The organism is Lysobacter sp. ISL-50 (assembly GCF_018612875.1).
Lineage (GTDB): Bacteria > Pseudomonadota > Gammaproteobacteria > Xanthomonadales > Xanthomonadaceae > Lysobacter.
In genome coordinates this window covers 32,954-51,775 of record NZ_JAGGRI010000008.1, presented here as the reverse complement: position 1 = coordinate 51,775, position 18,822 = coordinate 32,954, and the positions used below count along the sequence as shown (strand labels likewise).

Sequence of the window (18,822 nt, the reverse complement as noted above, 5' to 3'; positions counted from 1 at the left end):
TCGCCGCATGCGTATTCGCGACCATCGCGCCGACGACGAACCCGAGATCAACCTGGTCCCGCTGATCGACGTGATCCTGGTGCTGATCATCTTCTTCGTCGTCACCGCGACCTTCGACGCGCGCTCGGTGCTCAAGCTGGAACTGCCGCGCGCCACCGGCGAGCCTTCGGGCGATGCCAGCAAGGCGCTGATCGTGCTGGTCAACGCCGAAGGCCGTTACTTCGTCGGCGACCGGGAAGTGCTGCGCGACGATCTTGAATCGCTCAAGACCACCATCGCCGAAGTCGCCGGTTCCGACCGCGACCGCGCGGTGATGCTGCGCGCCGACGCGCGCACGCCGTACCAGGCCGTGGTCACTGTGTACGACGCGCTCGGTCAGTTGGGTTTCCGCCGGATCATGAGCGCGACCGCGCCGCCGCAGAACGCCGGCGCGGCCAAGCCCGCGGAGGCCGCGCGGTGACGGCGAGCGCGACCGCTTCGCCCTGGCAGACCTACCGCCGGTTGCTCAGATTCGCCCTGCCGTACCGCGGACTGCTGTGGCTGGCGGTGGTCGGCATGCTGTTCGAAGCCGCGGCCGGCGCCGGTTTCACCAAGTTGATGGAACCGGTCATCAACCAGACCTTCATCGTCAAGAACACCAAGGTGGCGGTGTGGCTGCCGCTGGCGATCGTGGGCTTGTTCGTGTTGCGCGGCATCGCCGGCTATCTGACCGACTACTACATGGCCAAGTCCGGCCGCGGCGTCGCCCGCGATCTGCGCGTGCAGGTGCTCGGCAAGTATCTGCGCCTGCCCGGCGCGCGCTTCGACACCGAGCCTGTGACCTCGATGCTGGTGCGCCTGGGCTCGGACAGCGATCAGGTCGCGCAGGCCTCGGTCGATGCGCTCAAGGTCATGGTGCAGCAATCCACGCAGGCGATCGCCTTGCTCGCGGTGATGATCTGGACCAGCTGGCAGGTCACCTTCGCGGTGCTGATCATGGCGCCGCCGCTGGCCTGGGTGATGGACAAGGTCGGCCGGCGTTATCGCCGCATCAGCCATCGCATCCAGGAAAGCGGGGCGCAACTGCTGCTGGCGGCCGATCAGGCGCTGTCCAACCAGCAGGAAGTGAAGGTCTACGGCGCGCAGAAATCCGAGCTGGAGCGCTACGGCGCGATCGCCGACAACTACCTCAAGCTCAGCCTCAAGGTCGAATCCACCCGCAGCATCGCCTCGGCGATGGTGCAGTTGATGGGCTCGGTCGGCCTGGCGCTGCTGCTGTTCGTCGCCGGTTACGAAGCCTTCGCCGGACGCCTGGACGCGGGCGGGTTCGTGGTGCTGATGGTGTCGATGATGGCGATCATCCCGAACCTGCGCCAGCTCACCAACGTGCAGAACATGCTCCAGCGCGGCGTGGCCTCGGCCGAGCGCCTGTTCGAAGTGCTCGATGCGCCGGAAGAGCCCGACAGCGGCACGCGCGAGCTCGCGCGCAGCCAGGGGTTGATCGAATTCCGCGCAGTCACCGCGCGCTATCCGGGCCAGAGCGCGCCGGCGTTGTCGGACATCAGCTTCGTCGCCCGGCCGGGCACGGTGACGGCCATCGTCGGCCGCTCCGGCAGCGGCAAATCCACGCTGATCAAGCTGATTCCGCGCTTCTACGATCCCGAGTCCGGGCAGATCCTGCTCGACGGCCATCCGCTCAGCGACTACAAGCTCTCGGACCTGCGCCGCCAGATCGCCCTGGTCGGCCAGCAGGTGATGCTGTTCGACGGCACCGTCGCGGCCAACGTCGCCTACGGCGAGATGCAGGACCACGACGAAGCCGCGCTGGATCGCGCGATGCGCGGCGCCAACGCGGCCGAGTTCATCGAGCGCATGCCCGAAGGCGCGCAGACCTCCATCGGCGCCAAGGGCGGCAAGCTCTCCGGCGGCCAGCGCCAGCGCCTGGCGATCGCGCGCGCGATGCTCAAGGACGCGCCGATCCTGATTCTCGACGAAGCCACCGCCGCGCTCGACACCGAGTCCGAGCGGCTGGTGCAGGACGCGCTGGAGCGGCTGATGCCCGATCGCACGACGCTGGTCATCGCGCACCGGCTGTCGACCATCGAACACGCCGATCAGGTGCTGGTGCTGGATCAGGGCCGCATCGTCGAGCGCGGCTCGCATGCCGAACTGCTCGCCCACGGCGGGCTGTATGCGCATCTGCACCGCATGCAGTTCCGCGACGCCGAATGAACGACGCGATGAAGGCCGCGAACCAGGCCGCGATGCCCGCGCGAATCGACCCGCCGCGAATTTCGCCCAACGCCGGCGGCGACCGATGAGCGCCGACCGTCGCGGCGGCGTTCCCGCCTATTGGTACGACGACACCGCCGTGCCCGCGCACGCGCGCCTGCTGTCGGGCCTGTACGGCGCGGTCACCGGTTTTCGCCGCGCGCTGTACCGCAAGGGCTACAAGCGCCGCCTGCATCCGGGCGTGCCGGTGCTGGTGGTCGGCAACATCACCGCCGGCGGCGCCGGCAAGACCCCGCTGACCATCGCCCTGGTGCAGCGGCTCAAACAGGAAGGCTGGAACCCCGGCGTCGCCAGCCGCGGTTACGGCCGCGACGACATCGCCACGCCGTTGTGGGTCGAGCGCGACACCGATCCGCGCCTGGGCGGCGACGAACCGGTGCTGATCGCGCGCCGCACCGGCGCCAGGCTGCGCGCCGATCGCGACCGCGCCGCCGCGGCCAAGGCCTTGGCCGACGCCGGTTGCGACATCGTGATCTGCGACGACGGCCTGCAGCATTACCGCCTGGCGCGCGACATCGAGATCGAAGTCGTCGACGGCCGCCGCCGCTACGGCAACGGCCAGCTGCTGCCGGCCGGGCCTTTGCGCGAACCGCCCGAGCGCGGCGCGCAGTGCGATTTCCGCGTGGTCAATCTGGCCCAGGCCGCGACCAGCGATCCGACCGCCAACGCCGGTTTCGGCGAATGGCCGATGCGCCTGATCGCCGATCAGGCGCAGTCGCTGCTGGGCACGCGTCCGCTCAAGCTGGAGGCCTTCGCCGGCCAGCGCGTGCACGCGGTCGCCGGCATCGGCGATCCCGAACGCTATTTCTCCATGCTGCGCGGCTTCGGCATCGCGGTCGTGCCGCACGCGTTTCCCGATCATCACCGCTATGTCGAGTCCGACTTCGCTTTCGGCAGCAAACTGCCGGTGCTGATGACGGAGAAGGACGCGGTGAAGATTCCGCTGACGGGCGAGGGCGCGTTCGCCTCGGAGGCGTACTACAGCGTGCCGGTGCGCGCCGAATTGCCGGAGGCGTTCTGGGTGTCGTTGTTGGATAAATTACAGACGCTGCCGCGACGCTGAGCCGCTCGCGCCGTGGCGATGGCGAATCCGCGACGGCCGCATCGGCAGCCGCGCGCCATCATAGTGATCACCGCCGCACCCGCCGTACCGTTCGGAGCCCATCATGAGCCAGGATTTCGTCGTCGCCATTCCCGCCCGCTACGCCGCTTCGCGGCTGCCCGGCAAGCCGCTGCGTCCGCTCGCCGGCGAGCCGCTGGTGCTGCACGTCGCGCGCCGCGCATTGGCGGCGGGCGCGAGCGAAGTGTGGGTCGCGGCCGACGACGAACGCATCGCGCAGGCGCTCAAGGACAGCGGCGTGCAAGTGGCGATGACCTCGCCCGACCACGCCTCCGGCACCGACCGCCTGGCCGAATGCGCCGACATCGCCGGCTGGCGCGACGACACCGTCGTGGTCAACCTGCAGGGCGACGAACCCTTCGCGCCGGCCGCGGGCATCCTCGCCACCGCGCAGACCTTGCGCGACAGCGGCGCGGACATGTCCACGCTGGCCGCGCCGGTCACCGAAGTCGAAGTGTTGTTCGATCCCAACGCGGTCAAGCTGGTGCGCGCCGGCAACGGCGACGCGCTGTACTTCAGCCGCGCGCCGATTCCGTGGCCGCGCGACGCCTTCGCCAAGGATCGCGAACGCATGCCCGGCGGCGGCGAATGGCTGCGGCACATCGGCATCTACGGCTACCGCGCCGGATTCCTGCGCAAGTTCGCCAAGATGCGGCCCGGACGCCTGGAGCAGATCGAGTCGCTTGAGCAATTGCGCGCGCTGGAAGCCGGTTACCGCATCGCCGTGGGCATCACGCCCGAGCCGTTCCCGCCCGGCGTGGACACGCCGGAGGATCTGGACAGGGCCGCGGCGCATCTGGCCAGCGAAGCGGGCTCGGCCGGCGCCGGCACGGGCGGCGAGGGCGGCTGAGGCATGCGCCTGCTCGTAGTCTGCCTGGGCAACATCTGCCGCTCGCCGGTCGCCGAAGGCGTGCTGCGCGCGCGCATCGAGGCGTCGTCGATCGCCGGCCGGGTCGAGCTGGATTCGGCCGGCACCGGCGACTGGCACGTCGGCGATCCGCCGGACCGGCGCGCGATCGCCAACGCCGCCGAGCACGGCATCGACATCTCCGGCCTGCGCGCGCGTCAACTCGCGGCCGCGGACTATCGCGATTTCGACTGGCTGCTGTGCGCCGACCGCGCCAACCTGCGCGATGTCCGCGCCCGCGCGCCGAAGGGCGCCCACGCGCGCAGCGCCTTGCTGCTGGACTGGTGCGGCACGGTCACCGACGGCGAAGTGCCCGATCCCTACACCGGCGGGCCGGCGCAGTTCGAGCATGTGTTCCAGTTGCTGGACCACGCCGCCGACGGCGCGATCGCGCGTTTGCGCGAAGAGCTGGGGTTGCGCGGCGGCTAGGTCGGGGCGCGATCCGGAAGGCCGCTCAGCGTCTGTCCAGCGCCTGCTATGGGTTTCGAGCCTCTGCTTTTTGCTCGTCATTCCCGCGAACGCGGGCTCCGCTTTACTTCGGCGGAGCCGAACATCCAGTGACTTCAAGCGTCCTGGCACGAAAGTCCCAGAAGTTCGCCTCCGCAGAAACAAGCGCCGCCCGCTTTTCCGCGGCAATAACGAGCCCGTTTTCAAGAGGCTTTGAAAGGGCGCTAAGGCCCAGTTGACGCCGCAGCCACGACACCTTCCCCGCGCTTCGTTCCGGCCCCGCGACATCAAAGCCAGTCCGCCCCAACCAAGCCGCGGCCCCACGCAACCCACGCCCAGCCTCGGATCCAGCCCGGCAGCCCTTGCGCTAACGCATAATCAGCCCAATTCAAGCCATATCCACTCATTACGCCGGCCTCCGGGCCCTGCCGCTCAGCCGACCGATATCCGTGACCGCGACGCCCGCTCTCTCGCCAGCCCGCCCGCTTGATTCCGCCGCCGCTCGCGCGTGCGCGGGAGCCGTGCGCGCATGACGGCCGCCCAGCCCGCGCCGTTCGACGGCAAGGCCTTCGTCAAGCAGCTCAGCACCGCGCCCGGCGTCTACCGCATGATCGGCGCCGACGATGGCGTGCTCTACGTCGGCAAGGCCAGCGCGCTGCGCAATCGCGTTTCCAGTTATTTCAACGCCACGCCCAAGTCCGCGCGCATCATGTCGATGCTGTCGCAGACCGCGCGCATGGAGGTCACGGTCACTCGCACCGAGGCCGAAGCGCTGATCCTGGAAAACCAGCTGATCAAGTCGCTCAAGCCGCGCTACAACGTGCTGCTGCGCGACGACAAAAGTTATCCCTACGTGCTGATGACCAGCGAGGCCTGGCCGCGCATCGCCATGCACCGCGGCCCGCGCGCGGTGGCCGGGCGCTACTTCGGCCCGTATGCCAGCGTCGGCGCGGTGCGCGACACGCTCAACCTGATGCACAAGCTGTTCCGCCTGCGCAGTTGCGAGGACAGCGTGTTCCGTAACCGCTCGCGGCCGTGCCTGCAGCACCAGATCGGCCGCTGCAGCGCGCCGTGCGTGGGCCTGGTGCCGGCGCGCGACTACGCCGAGAGCGTGCGCCGCTCCGGCCTGTTCCTGGAAGGCCGCAGCGACGAACTCACCGACGAACTGGGCCGCGACATGGAAGCGGCCAGCGTGCGTCTGGATTTCGAGGACGCCGCGCGCATCCGCGACCTGATCGCCGGCATCCGCAGCCTGCAGGCGCGCCAGTACGTGGACGGCCGCGCCGCCGATCTGGACGTGCTCGCCATCGCGATGCAGGGCGCGGCGGCCTGCGTGCTGCTGCTGGCGTTCCGCGACGGCCGCAACCTGGGCACCCGCGCGTTCTTCCCGCAGACCCGCGGCAGCGACAATCCCGAGGAAGTGCTGACCGCCTTCATCTCGCAGTACTACGGCGAACAACCCCCGCCGCGCGAGATCGTGCTCGACCGCGATCTGCCCGATCGCGAACTGTTCGAACAGGCCTTCTCCGCGACCGGCGAACGCCGCGTGCAGATCAAGGCCAACGTGCGCGGCGAACGCGCCGGCTACGTCGATATGGCACGGCGCAACGCCGAACTCTCGCTCGGCACCGAGCTGACCAGCCACGCCGCCCAGCTCGCCCGCGCCGAGGCGCTGCGCGATCTGCTGCGCATGCCGTCGCTGCCGCAACGCATCGAATGCTTCGACATCAGCCACACCATGGGCGAGGCCACGGTCGCTTCGTGCGTGGTGTTCGATGCGCAGGGGCCAGTGCGCGGTCAGTACCGCCGCTACAACATCACCGGCATCACCGAAGGCGACGACTACGCCGCGATGAACCAGGCCATCGCCCGGCGCTTCCGCCGCGCGGTGGAGGGTGAGGCGGCGCGTTTGCGAACCACTGGTTCGCGCGTCGACGAACGCCCGAGCGCGGAGCGCGAGGGCCGGTCAGACGGCGTGATGCCCGACATCCTGCTGATCGACGGCGGCGCCGGGCAGGTCGCGCAGGCGCGCGCGGCGCTGGAAGAGCTCGGGGTCGAGAACCTGATCCTGGTCGGCGTGGCCAAGGGGCCGGCGCGGCGCCCCGGCGACGAGGAGCTGCTGCTGCCCGACGGCCGCACCGTCCGCCCCGGCGCCGAGTCGCCGGCGCTGCAACTGGTTCAGCAGGTTCGCGACGAGGCGCACCGTTTCGCCATCACCGGCCATCGCGGCCGTCGTCAGAAGACACGCAACAGCAGTAGGCTGGAAGACATTCCGGGCATCGGCCCGCGCCGACGCGCTAATCTGTTGAAGCATTTCGGCGGTCTTGGCGGTCTCAAGGCCGCCGGGACCGAGGAAATCTCCCGGGTCGAGGGCGTCAACGAAGCCTTGGCCGAGCGCATCTACGCCGCCCTGCACGGGCTGGACGCGCCGGCCGAAGCCCCGGCGGCCGCCGGTTCGGACACCACCCCCAAGGCCGCGGCCGCGGGACGCAGGAAAACGCGCAGTGCGAAGGCCGGCGGCCCGGATGCCGGCAGTGAAGAAGCTCAGGCCGCCGACCCGGCGCCGGACAGCAAGCGGAGCGAAGGATGAAGTTGACCATACCCACCATGCTGACCCTGGCGCGGATCGTGCTGATCCCGGTGCTGGTGGTGGTGTTTTTCCTGGATTTCCCCTGGACCAACTTCGCGGCCGCGTTCATCTTCGCCTTCGCCTCGATCACCGACTGGCTGGACGGCTGGATCGCCCGCCGCTTCGACCAGTACTCGGCCTTCGGCGCCTTCCTCGACCCGGTCGCCGACAAGCTGATGGTCGCCGTCGCGCTGCTGCTGATCGTGCAAAAGCACCCGACCGTGTGGATGACCTTGTGGGCCGCGGTCATCGTCGGCCGGGAGATCGCGGTGTCGGCGCTGCGCGAATGGATGGCCGAACTGGGCCAGCGCGCGGCGGTGAAGGTCGCCGCGATCGGCAAGATCAAGACCATCGTGCAGATGGTCGCGCTGGTGTGCCTGCTGTATCAGGAAAACCTGCTGGGCCTGCCGGTGTTCCGGATCGGCGAGTGGATGCTGGCGGCCGCCGCGTTGCTGACGTTGTGGTCCGGACTGGCCTATTTGCGCGCCGCATGGCCTATAATGAACGCGGACACGAACAAGCCTTCGACCTGACCGGAAACGGAACCGTCGGGCGCGAACCGAACCTTGGCCGGGGAGGGACGCATCGCAGCCCGCCTTATGCGGCGGGCCGCGCAGGCGGTTCGGTCACGGCGCCGCGAGGCGCCGGGGCGTGAAGAAAACGGTTGACAGTTTTCTTTCGATGCCTAAAATATCGCTTCCTCCGCGGGAATAGCTCAGTTGGTAGAGCACTACCTTGCCAAGGTAGATGTCGCGAGTTCGAGTCTCGTTTCCCGCTCCAGATTCAAGATAATTTCGGTAACGAGATCGTCTTAGAAACTAAACCCCCTCGCGGGGTTTTGTTTTTTTATAAGCGAATGTGCGCAGTCGATGATTGCAAGGATTCGTGGCTGCAGGCAGTATGTGTCGCGTCACCGGCCGGGTGGCAGAGTGGTTATGCAGCGGACTGCAAATCCGCGTACGCCGGTTCAATTCCGACCTCGGCCTCCAATTCGAACAGACGATCCGCCTCGGGGCCGGTCGTTTCTTCAACCAGGTTTCAGCGGGAATAGCTCAGTTGGTAGAGCACTACCTTGCCAAGGTAGATGTCGCGAGTTCGAGTCTCGTTTCCCGCTCCATCTTGGCGTCGCAAGTTCGAACGCTTCACCGAAATCCGACGCTGTGAAGAAGGGGCCCTTGGCCCCTTTTTTGTTGTCCGCGATTGGGTGGCTTCGTGTCGCCTGGGTATCCGAACGCCCATCGCCACGCGTCGGGGGTTTGCCGGATAAGCTAAACTAGCCCGGTCACCGCACCGTGCCCGGATGGCGAAATCGGTAGACGCAGCGGACTTAAAATCCGCCGGCCTCGCGGCCGTGCCGGTTCAAGTCCGGCTCCGGGCACCACGGTCCAGTTCGCCAGAGTTCGTAACAGTCCGACGATGACCCACAAAGCCCCTGTAAATGGGGCTTTTTTGTTGCCATGAGTTCGGGGCAGTTCGTTCTCGACCGCTTGCAGCCGGTGGTTCTGGCTAGCGTGGTTGAGCGCGTTGTTGCTTTGGAGGATCCCTGTATGGGCGGGCATCCTGCTGTCATTGACAGGGTCCACTGACCGCGATTCGGGCCTTCGCTTCGGAAGGGGCTAGGCGCTTAGGGGCGCCCAGCCCACAAGGCAGCCTATTGGCCCAAGTGCTTCTTAACAGTGGCTGATCCGTGTCCTACCGCTTTCACGGCCGCCCGAAGCTGGGCCTCAGTAACGCCGAAAGCTTTGGTCCAATAACGGACCTCCCAGTCTTCGGTGAGGCTGATCTTGGATTTGTCCTGTGGTTGGCGCTTGGTTAGATCGTCAGACATTCACTTGCCCTAGCGGCCGAGGGTAGCCCCCAAGCCGGCCGCAGGCGTCGGGACAGCAGCGCCAATGCGTTGCCAAAGGAGCAACGTGGATTTGCCCGGAAAGCGGGCACGGCACAAGCAGGTGGGGGGTGGTGGCAACCTTCCCGCGTGCATGGACAAGGCGATAGCCAATCACTACGCAAGCGAGATATGGGTGGCCCTGGCGCTGCCTAGGAGGCGCGCTATCGGCGGCCCCGCGGGGGGGCAACGCCCCGGGCCTTCACCGCCGACGATGCCGAGGGCATCGCCGATCAGCCGCCGCCCCGCGTCTGATTCAGACCAGTCTGATTGTCGCGGCCGTGCCGTCCCGCCCCCCTATCGCGCGGTGGGCGGCCCGAAGGGGTCACATCGCCAGCTCTAGAAGGCTCGTGCCACGGCACCCGAGAGCTCTGAACGAAACCACGCCAAGTCGGGTAGGTGACAATTCCATGCTTGCTCTAAAGGTGATGTATGCTTGCTCTGCGGAGAGCAAGCATGGCCACCTGAGGATAGCAAGCATGTCTGATGAAATTGGTGATAAGCCGGATGATTTTCAGTCGCGTGGAGGCATCGCACGGCGTGATTCCTTGTCACGGGATGAGCGCTCCAAGATCGCAAGCAAGGCGGCACAAGCCCGTTGGGCGATTCCGAAGCCCACCCACCAGGGCACGCTTCATATCGGCGACTTAATCATTGACTGCGCGGTGATGCCTGACGGGACCAGAGTGCTATCGGAGCGGAGCGTGGGCCGCTCACTTGGCAGAAGTCGAGGCGGTGTTTACACCCCGAAGGGGGAAGAGGGGGCTGCAAGTGCTGGCGATAAATTGCCATTTTTTGCCTCATCTGCAACCCTAAAACCTTTCATAGACAATGAGTTAATGCTGGCGCTGACATCTCCTGTGCGCTACCAGCAGTTGAAAGGTGGTGGCGTCGGCCACGGCCTTGTTGCATCAGCCCTCCCTAAGGTGTGCAACGTCTGGCTCCGCGCTCGGGAGGCTGGAGTACTTAGCCGCCCTCAGCTAGTCGTTGCCCAGCGGGCCGAGATGCTCATGCGAGGCTTAGCTGAAGTTGGCATTGTCGCTTTGGTCGATGAGGCGACGGGATATCAAGAAGTTCGTGACCGACAAGCGCTGCAGGCGATTCTTGACAAGTTCTTTAGGAAGGAACTCGCAGCTTGGGCAAAGCGTTTTCCGGACGATTTTTACCGGCAGATATTTCGGCTTCGAGGGTGGAAATGGAACACGATTAAGAGACCAGGTGTTGTGGCCGCGTATACGCGAGATCTTGTTTATGCGCGACTTGCCCCAGGTGTTTTGGAAGAACTGGAACGTAAAAACCCTGTTACTGACAAAGGACGGCGCTTGTCCAAACACCATCAGTGGCTGAGCGACGATATCGGCCATCCAGCTCTAGCGCAGCACCTTCATGCAGTGATTGGGTTAATGCGTGCATCAGAAAGTTGGGATGGACTCAAGACGCTGGTAAATCGCGCGTTTCCAAAACGAGGTGAGAATTTGGAGCTGGAACTCCGACGAATCGACTAAGCAAAAGCCCCGCGATGTGGGGCTTTCAGCTGAGCGAGGATCTACGGCTGCTTGGCGTTCTTGTCAGATACTTCCCTACGAATGGTGTTAACCACATCGGCCTGCACATCGATCATGGCAACGCAGATCTTTGACTCGTCATCTAGCGCTTTTTGATCGCCTACCTCTCTGAGCGCGCGAAGGCGAGTAACAGAGGTCTCGATTTGCGGGTCGAGATAGCTGTCCCAAGAACCGATGTTGCGGAGATCCTTTGGGTGTTTCTCATTGTGGTCTACGCTTAAAAACCAGCTCGCTGCGGTCTTCGCTCCTCGTTGTAGCCCACGTATATGCTCGATGGCGTTTGGCTTGCCAGCAAGTTCCAAAGACTGCGAGAGCCAGCTATAGAGTGAGGCGCATCGGATGAACGTGCTTGCGGCATCCTCTGCATCAAAATCAGTGTCAGTGGAAGGCTCGACCGCATTCGCGGCGCTGGCGGAGCAAATCAAGATTGCCAAGGCTAAAGTGCGCATTGAAGCCACCTACTTGGTTGGACATCTTCCATCCCCGCACCGAGCCAACAAAGCGGTTGGCGTCCGAAGGTCAATTGACCTCTTTGCAGGTCTGGCCTTGGCACTGAATGATGAGCGAGCGCCCAGTAGAAGGACAACTCGCTCTATATACGTTGCCACTTACGAGCGAGACGCCATCAGCGCTACAGCCGCGTTCTGCTGCGTAGCGCAGAGCAGCCTCATATGCTCCACCTGACGTTTTTGAAGGTGCTTCGGGAGCCGGCGAAGCCTTGGGCAGAATAGACATTGATTCAACCTGAGTTGCCGGCGCTAAAGGGCTGGCTGACATAGAGCCAGTGGCGCCACCTGTCCCTGTGCACTGGAATTCTTTCGTCACCATCCATTGGGCGCACGCTCCGCCCAGGCCGCCGAACTGGTTGCATTGCCTAGTAGTACCGCCAAAAGCTTCTGTGCCCGCATATCCCCACGTGACGCATCGCCTAGACGCGATATCGATTGCCTGCGTCTCACTCAACTCCGCTCGCTCCATCTGGCCGACTTCGTATGAGAGTCTGACACTCCATCTGCCCGGCTCCCCCCGGTAGCCGCCCAATCCTTTGTAGTGGTACAGCCGCTGACTACGGCTAGTACCGCAGCGGCACTGAGTAGCTTCATGGGCTTCATATTTCCCCCTGGTTTCCTCTTGTCCCTACGCATTTAGGCGGTGTCCGCGGCCACAAGGGGACGGAATGTAGGCCGCGATATCTGACCAGGAGCGGCTATTCGGCATGGCTTGGGAGTCTCGGCTGACGCGACCAGCGTAGCGCAAGCTCGCCTCATGGACGCGCATAGCACACTTCAGCCGCTGCCGTGCGGCTTTCATTGGGAGCCACACGGCCCCGTCACTGCGCGGCACCTAGTCGCCGTTCCTGATATCAATCCCGATGTCTGGCTCGCAACGATTGGAGACCAGGACAACGGCTGCCTTGCCACCATTCGGCGGCACCAGGCTCGTACGGCGCATATCGACCGGCCGTTTCGCACCGCGGCGGCGGCGTCAGGATGGATCGCACGATGGCTCGATCGCCAGGGGCGCCTGATCGCAGCTGAGCTGGCTGGTCAAGCCTGACTGTCGCCGATGCCAGGGGGCGGACATGCAAAGATCCACGCAGGCCAGATAGCGGAATCTCGCCATCACCTGCCGTCGATCTCAAAGTAGTTGGTTGATCCTAAGGCAGAGATGATGTCGAGGGTCTCGAGCATCGCCGCTTTCGAAGTATAGGCTTCGCCGTATGCCATCGGCTCGCCATTGCCACCGACAAGCCGCCAACGCCATTGTCCATGGGTCGATGACGGGTGCCTTCCAGCTAGCGAGCCGAGCAAGGATGTCTGCTCCCCAACCTTCAGGCCCTCGCGATAAATCTGAAAATACGGTTTGCCAGCCATGTCGATCCCTCCCTGTGATTCCAGGGGGAACGGGAGAGCGGGTAGGCACCGGCCAGTGGCAGGATCTCTGCCCTTGCGACAGGCGCGCAATAGCCTCGCGCAATGGCTATCTCCGACAAGATCCCGTGGCAGGAACTGGCGCTAAGCGCTCCTGAGTGCGCCGAGCTCTGGGGCATCACGCCCGAGCACTTTCTGGCTACCATCGCATGCAAGCCCACCTTCCCGGTACGGCTCACTCGGAAGCCTGCGACCTGGAAGGCCGGCGAGGTCATCGAGTGGCGCGATCGCAATCGCTCTAGCAATCGGCCACGGAAGTCTAGGAAGAGGCCTGATGAACGAGAAGACGGTCAGAATCGCGATCTGACTGATTAGAGAGAGCGGACGCCGCCATGGCATCCAAGAAGGCACCAGCACCCCGGGTCAACACCCCGTGGTTGATCGAGACGGAGGCGGCTGAGTATTGCCGCTGCTCTGTATGGGCGTTTCGAAACATGCACCTACCCGCCAAGAACTCAGGCGACAGGAAGGTCTATCACCGAGACTCACTTGATGCCGCCATACAAGCGAGGCCTTGGGACCGCAGCATAAAGGCCCTGCCGACTACAAGCATCGGAAGCGTCCAGGATAGGACTTCGCTAGCAGAGCGGCTTAGCGGAAAGAGGTTGCGACCATACAAACCACGCTCTGCAGGCTGAGGGTGGGTTGCGTTGGCTCATTAGTTGCAAAAATCTAGTTGCACGACCTCATTTTCTGACGCGTAAGCCCCGACCGGTATCTACCCGGCGGAGAGGTTGTCTCTTGCCTGGATTTGGCTGTAGAGGCTTGTTTGCTGGGTCGTAGCATTTAGACCGCGGACCTAAGCATCGGCAGATACCCGTGTGTCGAGCGCTCTTGGTCGAACTGATTGCAGGCACGCATCTTTTTTCCGCTTACTTAACGGTGCCATTAGTCGAGCACTCGATCATTAAACCCAGGTAACTGATGGAGCGCTGTTGCAGCCTCAATCAGTTCCGGGTGCTTTGCTTCCAACTGCTTATATCGCGTGATTATACGTTCTTGATGAAATGCTACATCATTAAATTTCCAGTTAGGAGGCTGGAAATCGTGGTCCCAAGGCTTTGGAGCTTGGTTAAGCACCTTTGCAACATCCGCAATGCTCTTGTCGAAGACCATGATGCCCTTCAGGCGGTCGCTGAAGTATTCTGATTCAGCCACTAAATAAGTTGGCGAGATTGTAAGTTCTAATGAATCGCCTTGGATCTCTTGCACTTTGTCAGTGGCGAATTCTTTTATATAGCTTCCGTAGCGGATGGCGGCGGTTTCGAATATTGTGAAGGTTAAATTAAACGCCCCTTCAGAAGCGCCCATTCCTGAGATCATAATATTTGCATGCCCAACTACCGGGGCGTCGTCGTCATGAGTGTCGAAACTAAGCCACACCTTAATCGTTACCTGGGCTTTTCCTGTGCGGCGATTGATATATAGTCGCTGAAATCCCGGGATGGGTTTGTTCAGGTCGAGTTTCCCTTCATCAGCTTTGCTAAGCAGCCCTGGTTGCACTACATCATAGATCAAGGCGTTGTCAGCAGATATGTCTTTTTTGTGCTCTCCCTCTGGGAATATTTTCAAGTTGGGTTCAAAAACAGAGCTCGGTTCATCATGTGGGCAGAGCGTAATCCACCGTGGGGGTGCTCCTGCCATTTCGATCTTCAGTCGGTAACCAAGCTGGATTTTTGTTATGTCCATTCTCCGTGCCATGCTGACGCGGTAAAATTGTGAAGATTCGTTCTTATATCGAAGCGCTCTGTAAAACTTGCCTGGCATGCCTGCTTTAACGCCAAGGTCGCCTAGGCTTAACTTCTCTTCACCGAGAAGCACGGGTAGCGCATGAAACTCCCGCAATGCTACGAAGGCGTCAAAGGGGAGTGGGGAGAATTTTGTGAATTGAGAGCCGTATAATCCGTAATCGGCAAGCTCTGCGAATTGTTTGGTTGTCTCTTCCAATGCCTTAATTCCGCATACAGCAGGCATCGCTTTGATCAATTCATCAAGGGTTGAATTGGCCGTTTTTTTCGCTTCGTCGGCATTGGTGATGAAACGATCATTTGTGGCTATGCCAAGGGGTGGGTCGTTGAGCGTGAAGTCTCGATTGAACAAAGGGTCAAATGCGGCGAAGCCGCTAACGGGGTCGATCACGCCTAACGGTATTCCCCACTTGATTATTGGGTAAAAATTATTTTGATACGGGTTGTAAGGGTATGCTTCATTTTCACCGAGGCCCCGCTGAAGAAATGGATCAATTTTCGTTCGGATCAGTCGGGCCTTCCAGGTTTCAGTGAAATAACTGAGGCCATCCGCCATATCTAGAATTCGCTGTCTCTCATATCTAGTGGCACGGAACGCTGGTTCAATTGCTGTCAGAAGTGTGACATAAACCGAGAGGCCTTCGATTAATACGTCGAGATAGAAGCTTGGGTCCCAAAGCCGCTGCCGGAGAGTGTCTGATTTTGTGCTGAATTGAACCGGCTGAGCACTGGCAACAAGAGACATAAATTCTGGTCTGGCGTAGTTAATCCAATGCTCTGGAACTGGCGAGCCTTGCGGCAGAAGCGGATAGGAGTAAGCTTCTGGCGCAAAAGTGATCCATCCTCGGGCAGGAATGGTTTCGACTAGTGCTAGTCCCGTTGCTGTCCTCAATGGGGCTGGTTGCAGCATATCGGTTAGAGCCCCGGCCAAGCCACTTAAAGCCTTGGTGGCGGATGCTAATGTCGCGTCGGTTCGAGCGTTAAGATTGGATGCGGCTGTTCTTGCCTCGGCAATTTGTACTTGCCAGCCTATGCGGAGATTTGTTTGTTGCTCTTGTTCCTCTTTGTCGTAGTATTCTTTTAGTTCTTGGAATCTAGCTTCGAAAAGCTCCTTGATCTCTGCGAAGGGGTCGTCTTCTTTCAAGATTCCAATGGATGTCAGTAAGGATTTTACCGTCGAAATTGCAAGGCCAACCGTCGAGACGAATCCGAGGATAGTCTGTGCTATTTCGAACATCCTCCCAAAGGTTTTCACGGCATCAGCGGGGATTTTCAGTCCGTGCAGCAACACTTTGTCGAACGCAGATGGCATTTTCTCAAGCTTCGACGCCCGGATCATATTTTCCATCTGCTGAATTGTCAGGTGAATCTTCGGATCAGCCATTTGGCACCTCAATCTTGAGTGTTGCCGGGGTGAAAGAAGTTTGGCGCGTTCTGCTAGCCCCGATTGCGGCGGCCTAGTCTTCATGGCGTAGCGATGCCCTAGCGTAGTGCTAGCTGCATGAGGCCGAACTGTTGAATATTTCGTTAGTGATCGAATTGGTTTCGCTGCGCGAACGTTGATCCAGTTGGTTGTGACTGGCCGTGTTCGAGGCTTGCTCGTTCAGATTCGAACGAAGCTACTCCGCAATTTGCAGCGGATCTGAGACGTCCGCAGGCCTTTGGGACTGCAAATCTGTAATTCCGACGGAGGGGCGATTAGAGAATCGCGCCAAGATAGTCGATTGGCTGTCTTGCTGGTCTTGGCCCTCGCCATCGGTACTTGGGTTTGATGGGTGCTGCAATTGCGAACAGTCCGGACGGCCAAATCCTCATATCGATCGTCGTTATTAGCAACAGTTTTGAGCGATTTCTTCTTTGATGCAATGCTTTGAAGCAGACGTGCGCTGGCTGTGGGCTGATGGGGGCATTTCTGGGGGCAGGTTGCTATTTCTTTTATTTTTATAGCTATAAAAATCAGTTGCTTATGCTAGATATGTGGGGCCGGCTCCGGGCACCACGGTCCGTCCTTCGAAGTTCTGCAACCTAACCGCACGGGCCCATTCGGCCGCGAAGCGGGCGGTTTTCGGCACCGCCTCACGCATTCACAGCGTTCACCCCCCGGCGTTTTGTTGCCCATCAGCGCGGCGATTCGTGCACAGGGAGACATGTCGTGGGAAACAAGGGGTCGGTTCAGGCGCATTCACCCGGGCAAGAGCTTACCTTCAAGTTGCTCAGCCTTTCCGGCGGTGGCCGGCGTACCGCTGATGAGGTGACATTGGGTGGCGTGCTGGCCTACATGCAGGACTACGATCCCGAGCGTTGGAAGTGGGGCGCGGGCATGTCTGCATCGGAAAAGCTCATCGCCAGATACCGCCGGGTGGAAGATCTGACCGAACAGATCGGCATGAGCGGGAACCGTCGGATCGAACTGCTCCGCGCGGCATACGATCGTTTCAACAACGCAAGCAGTCTGGCGGACGCCGGAATTCTCAAGCCGGGCCTCGCGCAAGCGGCGAGCGGGCTGCCGGCCCGCGAGCGCGAGGCCGCGAGTTCGCGCAATCACTCGCCCGAAGTGCTGCGGATCATGGAGCGCTTGATCGCCGATCCGCACAGTGTGCTGAACATCGGCGGCCGTTCCCGTGAGCAACTCATGGCCTTGCCGGAGACCGTGCTGGAGAACCTGGTGCGCACCGATGCGGCCTTCGTCGAAAGAACGCAGGGCCTTTGGGACCCGAGTCTGAGCGGGCTGAGCGCCGCGTTGAGTTACATGGACAGGAATTATCGCAACGGCGTGGTCGCGCAATTGACCGGAGTGGGCGGTACCAATGCCGAGCCGACCGCCGCGCTGGAGCGCGGGCGAAGGCTGGCCGATATCGCGGTACGTCGGGGTTTCAAAATCGACGCCGATGCCGGCAACGATCGCGCGATCCAACTGTTCGCGCAGACCGCCCTCGCTGTCGATCTGGCGATGGCAAGCGGCAACACCTTGGCCGGGCGCGGCGCGTCCACGCTCACGGAAAGTACGATGAACTCGCCCGACGGCCACGGCGATCTGGGAGCGCAGATGGCCCGCTACAGAAGCTGATCCCCGGCCGATTCAGAACCCGAGCGCATAATCGGCTTTAGAGAATCCTCATGCGGCCGATCCGACGTGAATCAGGCGGCTGGCGAAGCCGACGTCGGGCCGCACGACACCCGTTCGCGTTCACAGCATTTCCCACCCGATCGCCTTGAGCTTTTCCATCGAGACGATGACGATGCGCCGGTATTGCAGATCGATCGCGCCCAACGCCGCCAGGGCCTTGAGTTCCAGCGACAAGGTCTGGCGGGTGACGCCGAGCATCATCGCCAGAGTGTCGTGAGTGATCGCGAACGATCGCCTTTGCGACCCCGCGCCAAGGTCGGCGTCGCCGCGCGCCAGCCGCTGCAGCCGCCGCGCCAGGCGCGCGCGCGTCGTGCGCAGGTTGGCGTCGTCCATGAAGGCGAAAGCGCCGCGGATGTGGCGTGTCTGCAGCAGGGCGATCGCGCGCGCGAAACTGGCGCGCTGCATCAACCGGTTGAACAAGGCCGTGTCCGCTCGCAGCAGTTGGCTGGGTTCGGTAGCGCAGATGTCGTGAGTGCGCGGCAAGCCGTCCACCATCGCCACTTCGCCGAACCAACTGCCGGCTTCGATCAACACCAGGATCGTCTCGTGGCCGTCGGTGTGCAGGGTCGAGGCCTTCATCGCGCCCGACACCACGCCGTAGAACCCTTCCGACGGTTCGCCTTTGCGGAAGATGAATTGGCCCGTGCTCAGCCTGGCCGATTCCAGCCTGATCGCGCGGCCGCTGGCGCCCAATCACCGCGTGGTCTGCGCCGCGCCGGCGTATTTGCGCGAACACGGCGAACCCGCGCATCCGGCCGATCTGATCCGCCATCGCTGCATCGTCATCGGCGATTCGCCGGGCGCGGAGTGGCGCTTCATCGGCGACGAGCCGGTCAACGTGCGCATCGACGCCGGACTGGTCAGCAACGACGGCGGCGTGGTCCTGGCGTGGGCGCTGGCCGGCGCCGGCATCGCGCTGAAATCGATCTGGGACGTCGGCAACGATCTCGCCGCCGATCGTTTGCGCCGCGTGCTGCCGGACTATGCCGTCGCCGCCGCGCCCTTGCATGCGATCTATCCGCACAGCGCGCATCTGGCGCCGCGGGTGCGGGCGTTCGTCGATTACCTGCGCGAACGCTTGCAGGCGGCGTGGCGTTGGGAATCGCCGCCCGGCGCGTGAATGGCCGCGCGGCATCGGCCGCGCCGCGGTTGTGACACTTGTATGTGGCCGCGTCCGGCGCCGCCTTGTAAC

At 62.6% G+C, this 18,822-nt stretch carries 14 protein-coding genes, 4 tRNA genes and 1 pseudogene; 14 read left to right on the top strand and 5 right to left on the bottom strand.

All coding sequences use genetic code 11. The annotated features are described in order from the left end of the window. Nucleotides 1–7 precede the first annotated feature (7 nt). From J7J50_RS06005 to J7J50_RS05955, 11 genes and pseudogenes are all read left to right on the top strand, one after another. Nucleotides 8–460 (top strand): biopolymer transporter ExbD, encoded by a 453-nt coding sequence (locus J7J50_RS06005; RefSeq protein WP_057943340.1) that lies wholly within the window; start codon nucleotides 8–10, stop codon nucleotides 458–460. Continuing rightward, nucleotides 457–2,211, top strand: coding sequence for a lipid A export permease/ATP-binding protein MsbA (msbA, locus tag J7J50_RS06000; RefSeq protein WP_215060359.1), 1,755 nt, complete (start codon nucleotides 457–459; stop codon nucleotides 2,209–2,211). Before J7J50_RS06005 ends, msbA begins: the two co-directional genes overlap by 4 nt. An 85-nt stretch (nucleotides 2,212–2,296) precedes the next feature. Beyond that, nucleotides 2,297–3,334, top strand: a complete 1,038-nt coding sequence (gene lpxK, locus J7J50_RS05995) for a tetraacyldisaccharide 4'-kinase (protein WP_215060357.1) — start codon at nucleotides 2,297–2,299, stop codon at nucleotides 3,332–3,334. 103 nt (nucleotides 3,335–3,437) lie between these two features. Further along, the gene (gene kdsB / locus J7J50_RS05990; protein ID WP_215060355.1) at nucleotides 3,438–4,241 is read left to right on the top strand and encodes a 3-deoxy-manno-octulosonate cytidylyltransferase; all 804 of its coding nucleotides are present in this window, start codon (nucleotides 3,438–3,440) and stop codon (nucleotides 4,239–4,241) included. 3 nt (nucleotides 4,242–4,244) lie between these two features. Further along, nucleotides 4,245–4,727: a low molecular weight protein-tyrosine-phosphatase gene (locus tag J7J50_RS05985; RefSeq protein ID WP_215060353.1), complete on the top strand. Its 483-nt coding sequence runs from the start codon at nucleotides 4,245–4,247 to the stop codon at nucleotides 4,725–4,727. 547 nt (nucleotides 4,728–5,274) lie between these two features. After that, nucleotides 5,275–7,167 (top strand): annotated as a pseudogene (uvrC, locus tag J7J50_RS05980) (excinuclease ABC subunit UvrC); the annotation flags it as partial. Nucleotides 7,168–7,331: 164 nt separating this feature from the next. Then, a complete protein-coding gene (gene pgsA, locus J7J50_RS05975) occupies nucleotides 7,332–7,907 on the top strand; it encodes a CDP-diacylglycerol--glycerol-3-phosphate 3-phosphatidyltransferase (protein ID WP_215060349.1) in 576 nt (191 codons plus the stop codon). 171 nt (nucleotides 7,908–8,078) lie between these two features. Further along, nucleotides 8,079–8,154: transfer RNA gene (locus J7J50_RS05970), tRNA-Gly, on the top strand. Nucleotides 8,155–8,289: 135 nt separating this feature from the next. Next, nucleotides 8,290–8,363: transfer RNA gene (locus tag J7J50_RS05965), tRNA-Cys, on the top strand. 52 nt (nucleotides 8,364–8,415) lie between these two features. Beyond that, nucleotides 8,416–8,491 (top strand) — tRNA-Gly (locus J7J50_RS05960). A 177-nt stretch (nucleotides 8,492–8,668) separates the two neighbouring features. Beyond that, nucleotides 8,669–8,755: transfer RNA gene (locus J7J50_RS05955), tRNA-Leu, on the top strand. 270 nt (nucleotides 8,756–9,025) lie between these two features. Here J7J50_RS05955 and J7J50_RS05950 read toward each other — a convergent pair. Further along, nucleotides 9,026–9,202, bottom strand: a complete 177-nt coding sequence (locus J7J50_RS05950; protein WP_215060347.1) for a DUF3606 domain-containing protein — start codon at nucleotides 9,200–9,202, stop codon at nucleotides 9,026–9,028. A 536-nt stretch (nucleotides 9,203–9,738) separates the two neighbouring features. Between J7J50_RS05950 and J7J50_RS05945 the strand changes: the two genes are divergently transcribed. Beyond that, entirely contained in the window at nucleotides 9,739–10,764 is a 1,026-nt protein-coding gene (locus J7J50_RS05945) for a P63C domain-containing protein (RefSeq protein ID WP_215060341.1), read from the top strand. A gap of 41 nt (nucleotides 10,765–10,805) precedes the next feature. Here the strand turns inward: J7J50_RS05945 and J7J50_RS05940 are convergent, their stop codons facing one another. The 3 genes from J7J50_RS05940 to J7J50_RS05925 form a co-directional block, all read right to left on the bottom strand. After that, nucleotides 10,806–11,273, bottom strand: a complete 468-nt coding sequence (locus J7J50_RS05940; protein ID WP_215060339.1) for a hypothetical protein — start codon at nucleotides 11,271–11,273, stop codon at nucleotides 10,806–10,808. Nucleotides 11,274–12,446: 1,173 nt separating this feature from the next. Continuing rightward, nucleotides 12,447–12,698 (bottom strand): YegP family protein, encoded by a 252-nt coding sequence (locus J7J50_RS05930; RefSeq protein WP_215060329.1) that lies wholly within the window; start codon nucleotides 12,696–12,698, stop codon nucleotides 12,447–12,449. Between the two features lie 945 nt (nucleotides 12,699–13,643). Beyond that, the gene (locus J7J50_RS05925; protein WP_215060327.1) at nucleotides 13,644–15,887 is read right to left on the bottom strand and encodes a hypothetical protein; all 2,244 of its coding nucleotides are present in this window, start codon (nucleotides 15,885–15,887) and stop codon (nucleotides 13,644–13,646) included. A gap of 768 nt (nucleotides 15,888–16,655) precedes the next feature. On the opposite strand from J7J50_RS05925, the gene J7J50_RS05920 reads away from it, so the two are divergent. Then, the gene (locus J7J50_RS05920) at nucleotides 16,656–17,570 is read left to right on the top strand and encodes a hypothetical protein (RefSeq protein WP_215060325.1); all 915 of its coding nucleotides are present in this window, start codon (nucleotides 16,656–16,658) and stop codon (nucleotides 17,568–17,570) included. Between the two features lie 120 nt (nucleotides 17,571–17,690). Here the strand turns inward: J7J50_RS05920 and J7J50_RS05915 are convergent, their stop codons facing one another. Then, nucleotides 17,691–18,224, bottom strand: a complete 534-nt coding sequence (locus J7J50_RS05915) for a Crp/Fnr family transcriptional regulator (protein ID WP_343222439.1) — start codon at nucleotides 18,222–18,224, stop codon at nucleotides 17,691–17,693. A 37-nt stretch (nucleotides 18,225–18,261) separates the two neighbouring features. Between J7J50_RS05915 and J7J50_RS05910 the strand changes: the two genes are divergently transcribed. Next, nucleotides 18,262–18,750, top strand: a complete 489-nt coding sequence (locus tag J7J50_RS05910) for a substrate binding domain-containing protein (protein WP_251044703.1) — start codon at nucleotides 18,262–18,264, stop codon at nucleotides 18,748–18,750. Nucleotides 18,751–18,822: the final 72 nt, after the last annotated feature.

What these genes read in the sequence shown, in the direction of transcription:
- J7J50_RS05940 (WP_215060339.1), bottom strand. Translation starts at nt 11,273, where the DNA reads ATGCGCACTTTAGCCTTGGCAATCTTGATTTGCTCCGCCAGCGCCGCG.
- J7J50_RS05950 (WP_215060347.1), bottom strand. Translation starts at nt 9,202, where the DNA reads ATGTCTGACGATCTAACCAAGCGCCAACCACAGGACAAATCCAAGATC.
- kdsB (WP_215060355.1), top strand. Translation starts at nt 3,438, where the DNA reads ATGAGCCAGGATTTCGTCGTCGCCATTCCCGCCCGCTACGCCGCTTCG.
- J7J50_RS05985 (WP_215060353.1), top strand. Translation starts at nt 4,245, where the DNA reads ATGCGCCTGCTCGTAGTCTGCCTGGGCAACATCTGCCGCTCGCCGGTC.
- J7J50_RS05930 (WP_215060329.1), bottom strand. Translation starts at nt 12,698, where the DNA reads ATGGCTGGCAAACCGTATTTTCAGATTTATCGCGAGGGCCTGAAGGTT.
- J7J50_RS05925 (WP_215060327.1), bottom strand. Translation starts at nt 15,887, where the DNA reads ATGGCTGATCCGAAGATTCACCTGACAATTCAGCAGATGGAAAATATG.
- lpxK (WP_215060357.1), top strand. Translation starts at nt 2,297, where the DNA reads ATGAGCGCCGACCGTCGCGGCGGCGTTCCCGCCTATTGGTACGACGAC.
- J7J50_RS06005 (WP_057943340.1), top strand. Translation starts at nt 8, where the DNA reads ATGCGTATTCGCGACCATCGCGCCGACGACGAACCCGAGATCAACCTG.
- J7J50_RS05910 (WP_251044703.1), top strand. Translation starts at nt 18,262, where the DNA reads ATGAATTGGCCCGTGCTCAGCCTGGCCGATTCCAGCCTGATCGCGCGG.
- pgsA (WP_215060349.1), top strand. Translation starts at nt 7,332, where the DNA reads ATGAAGTTGACCATACCCACCATGCTGACCCTGGCGCGGATCGTGCTG.
- J7J50_RS05945 (WP_215060341.1), top strand. Translation starts at nt 9,739, where the DNA reads ATGTCTGATGAAATTGGTGATAAGCCGGATGATTTTCAGTCGCGTGGA.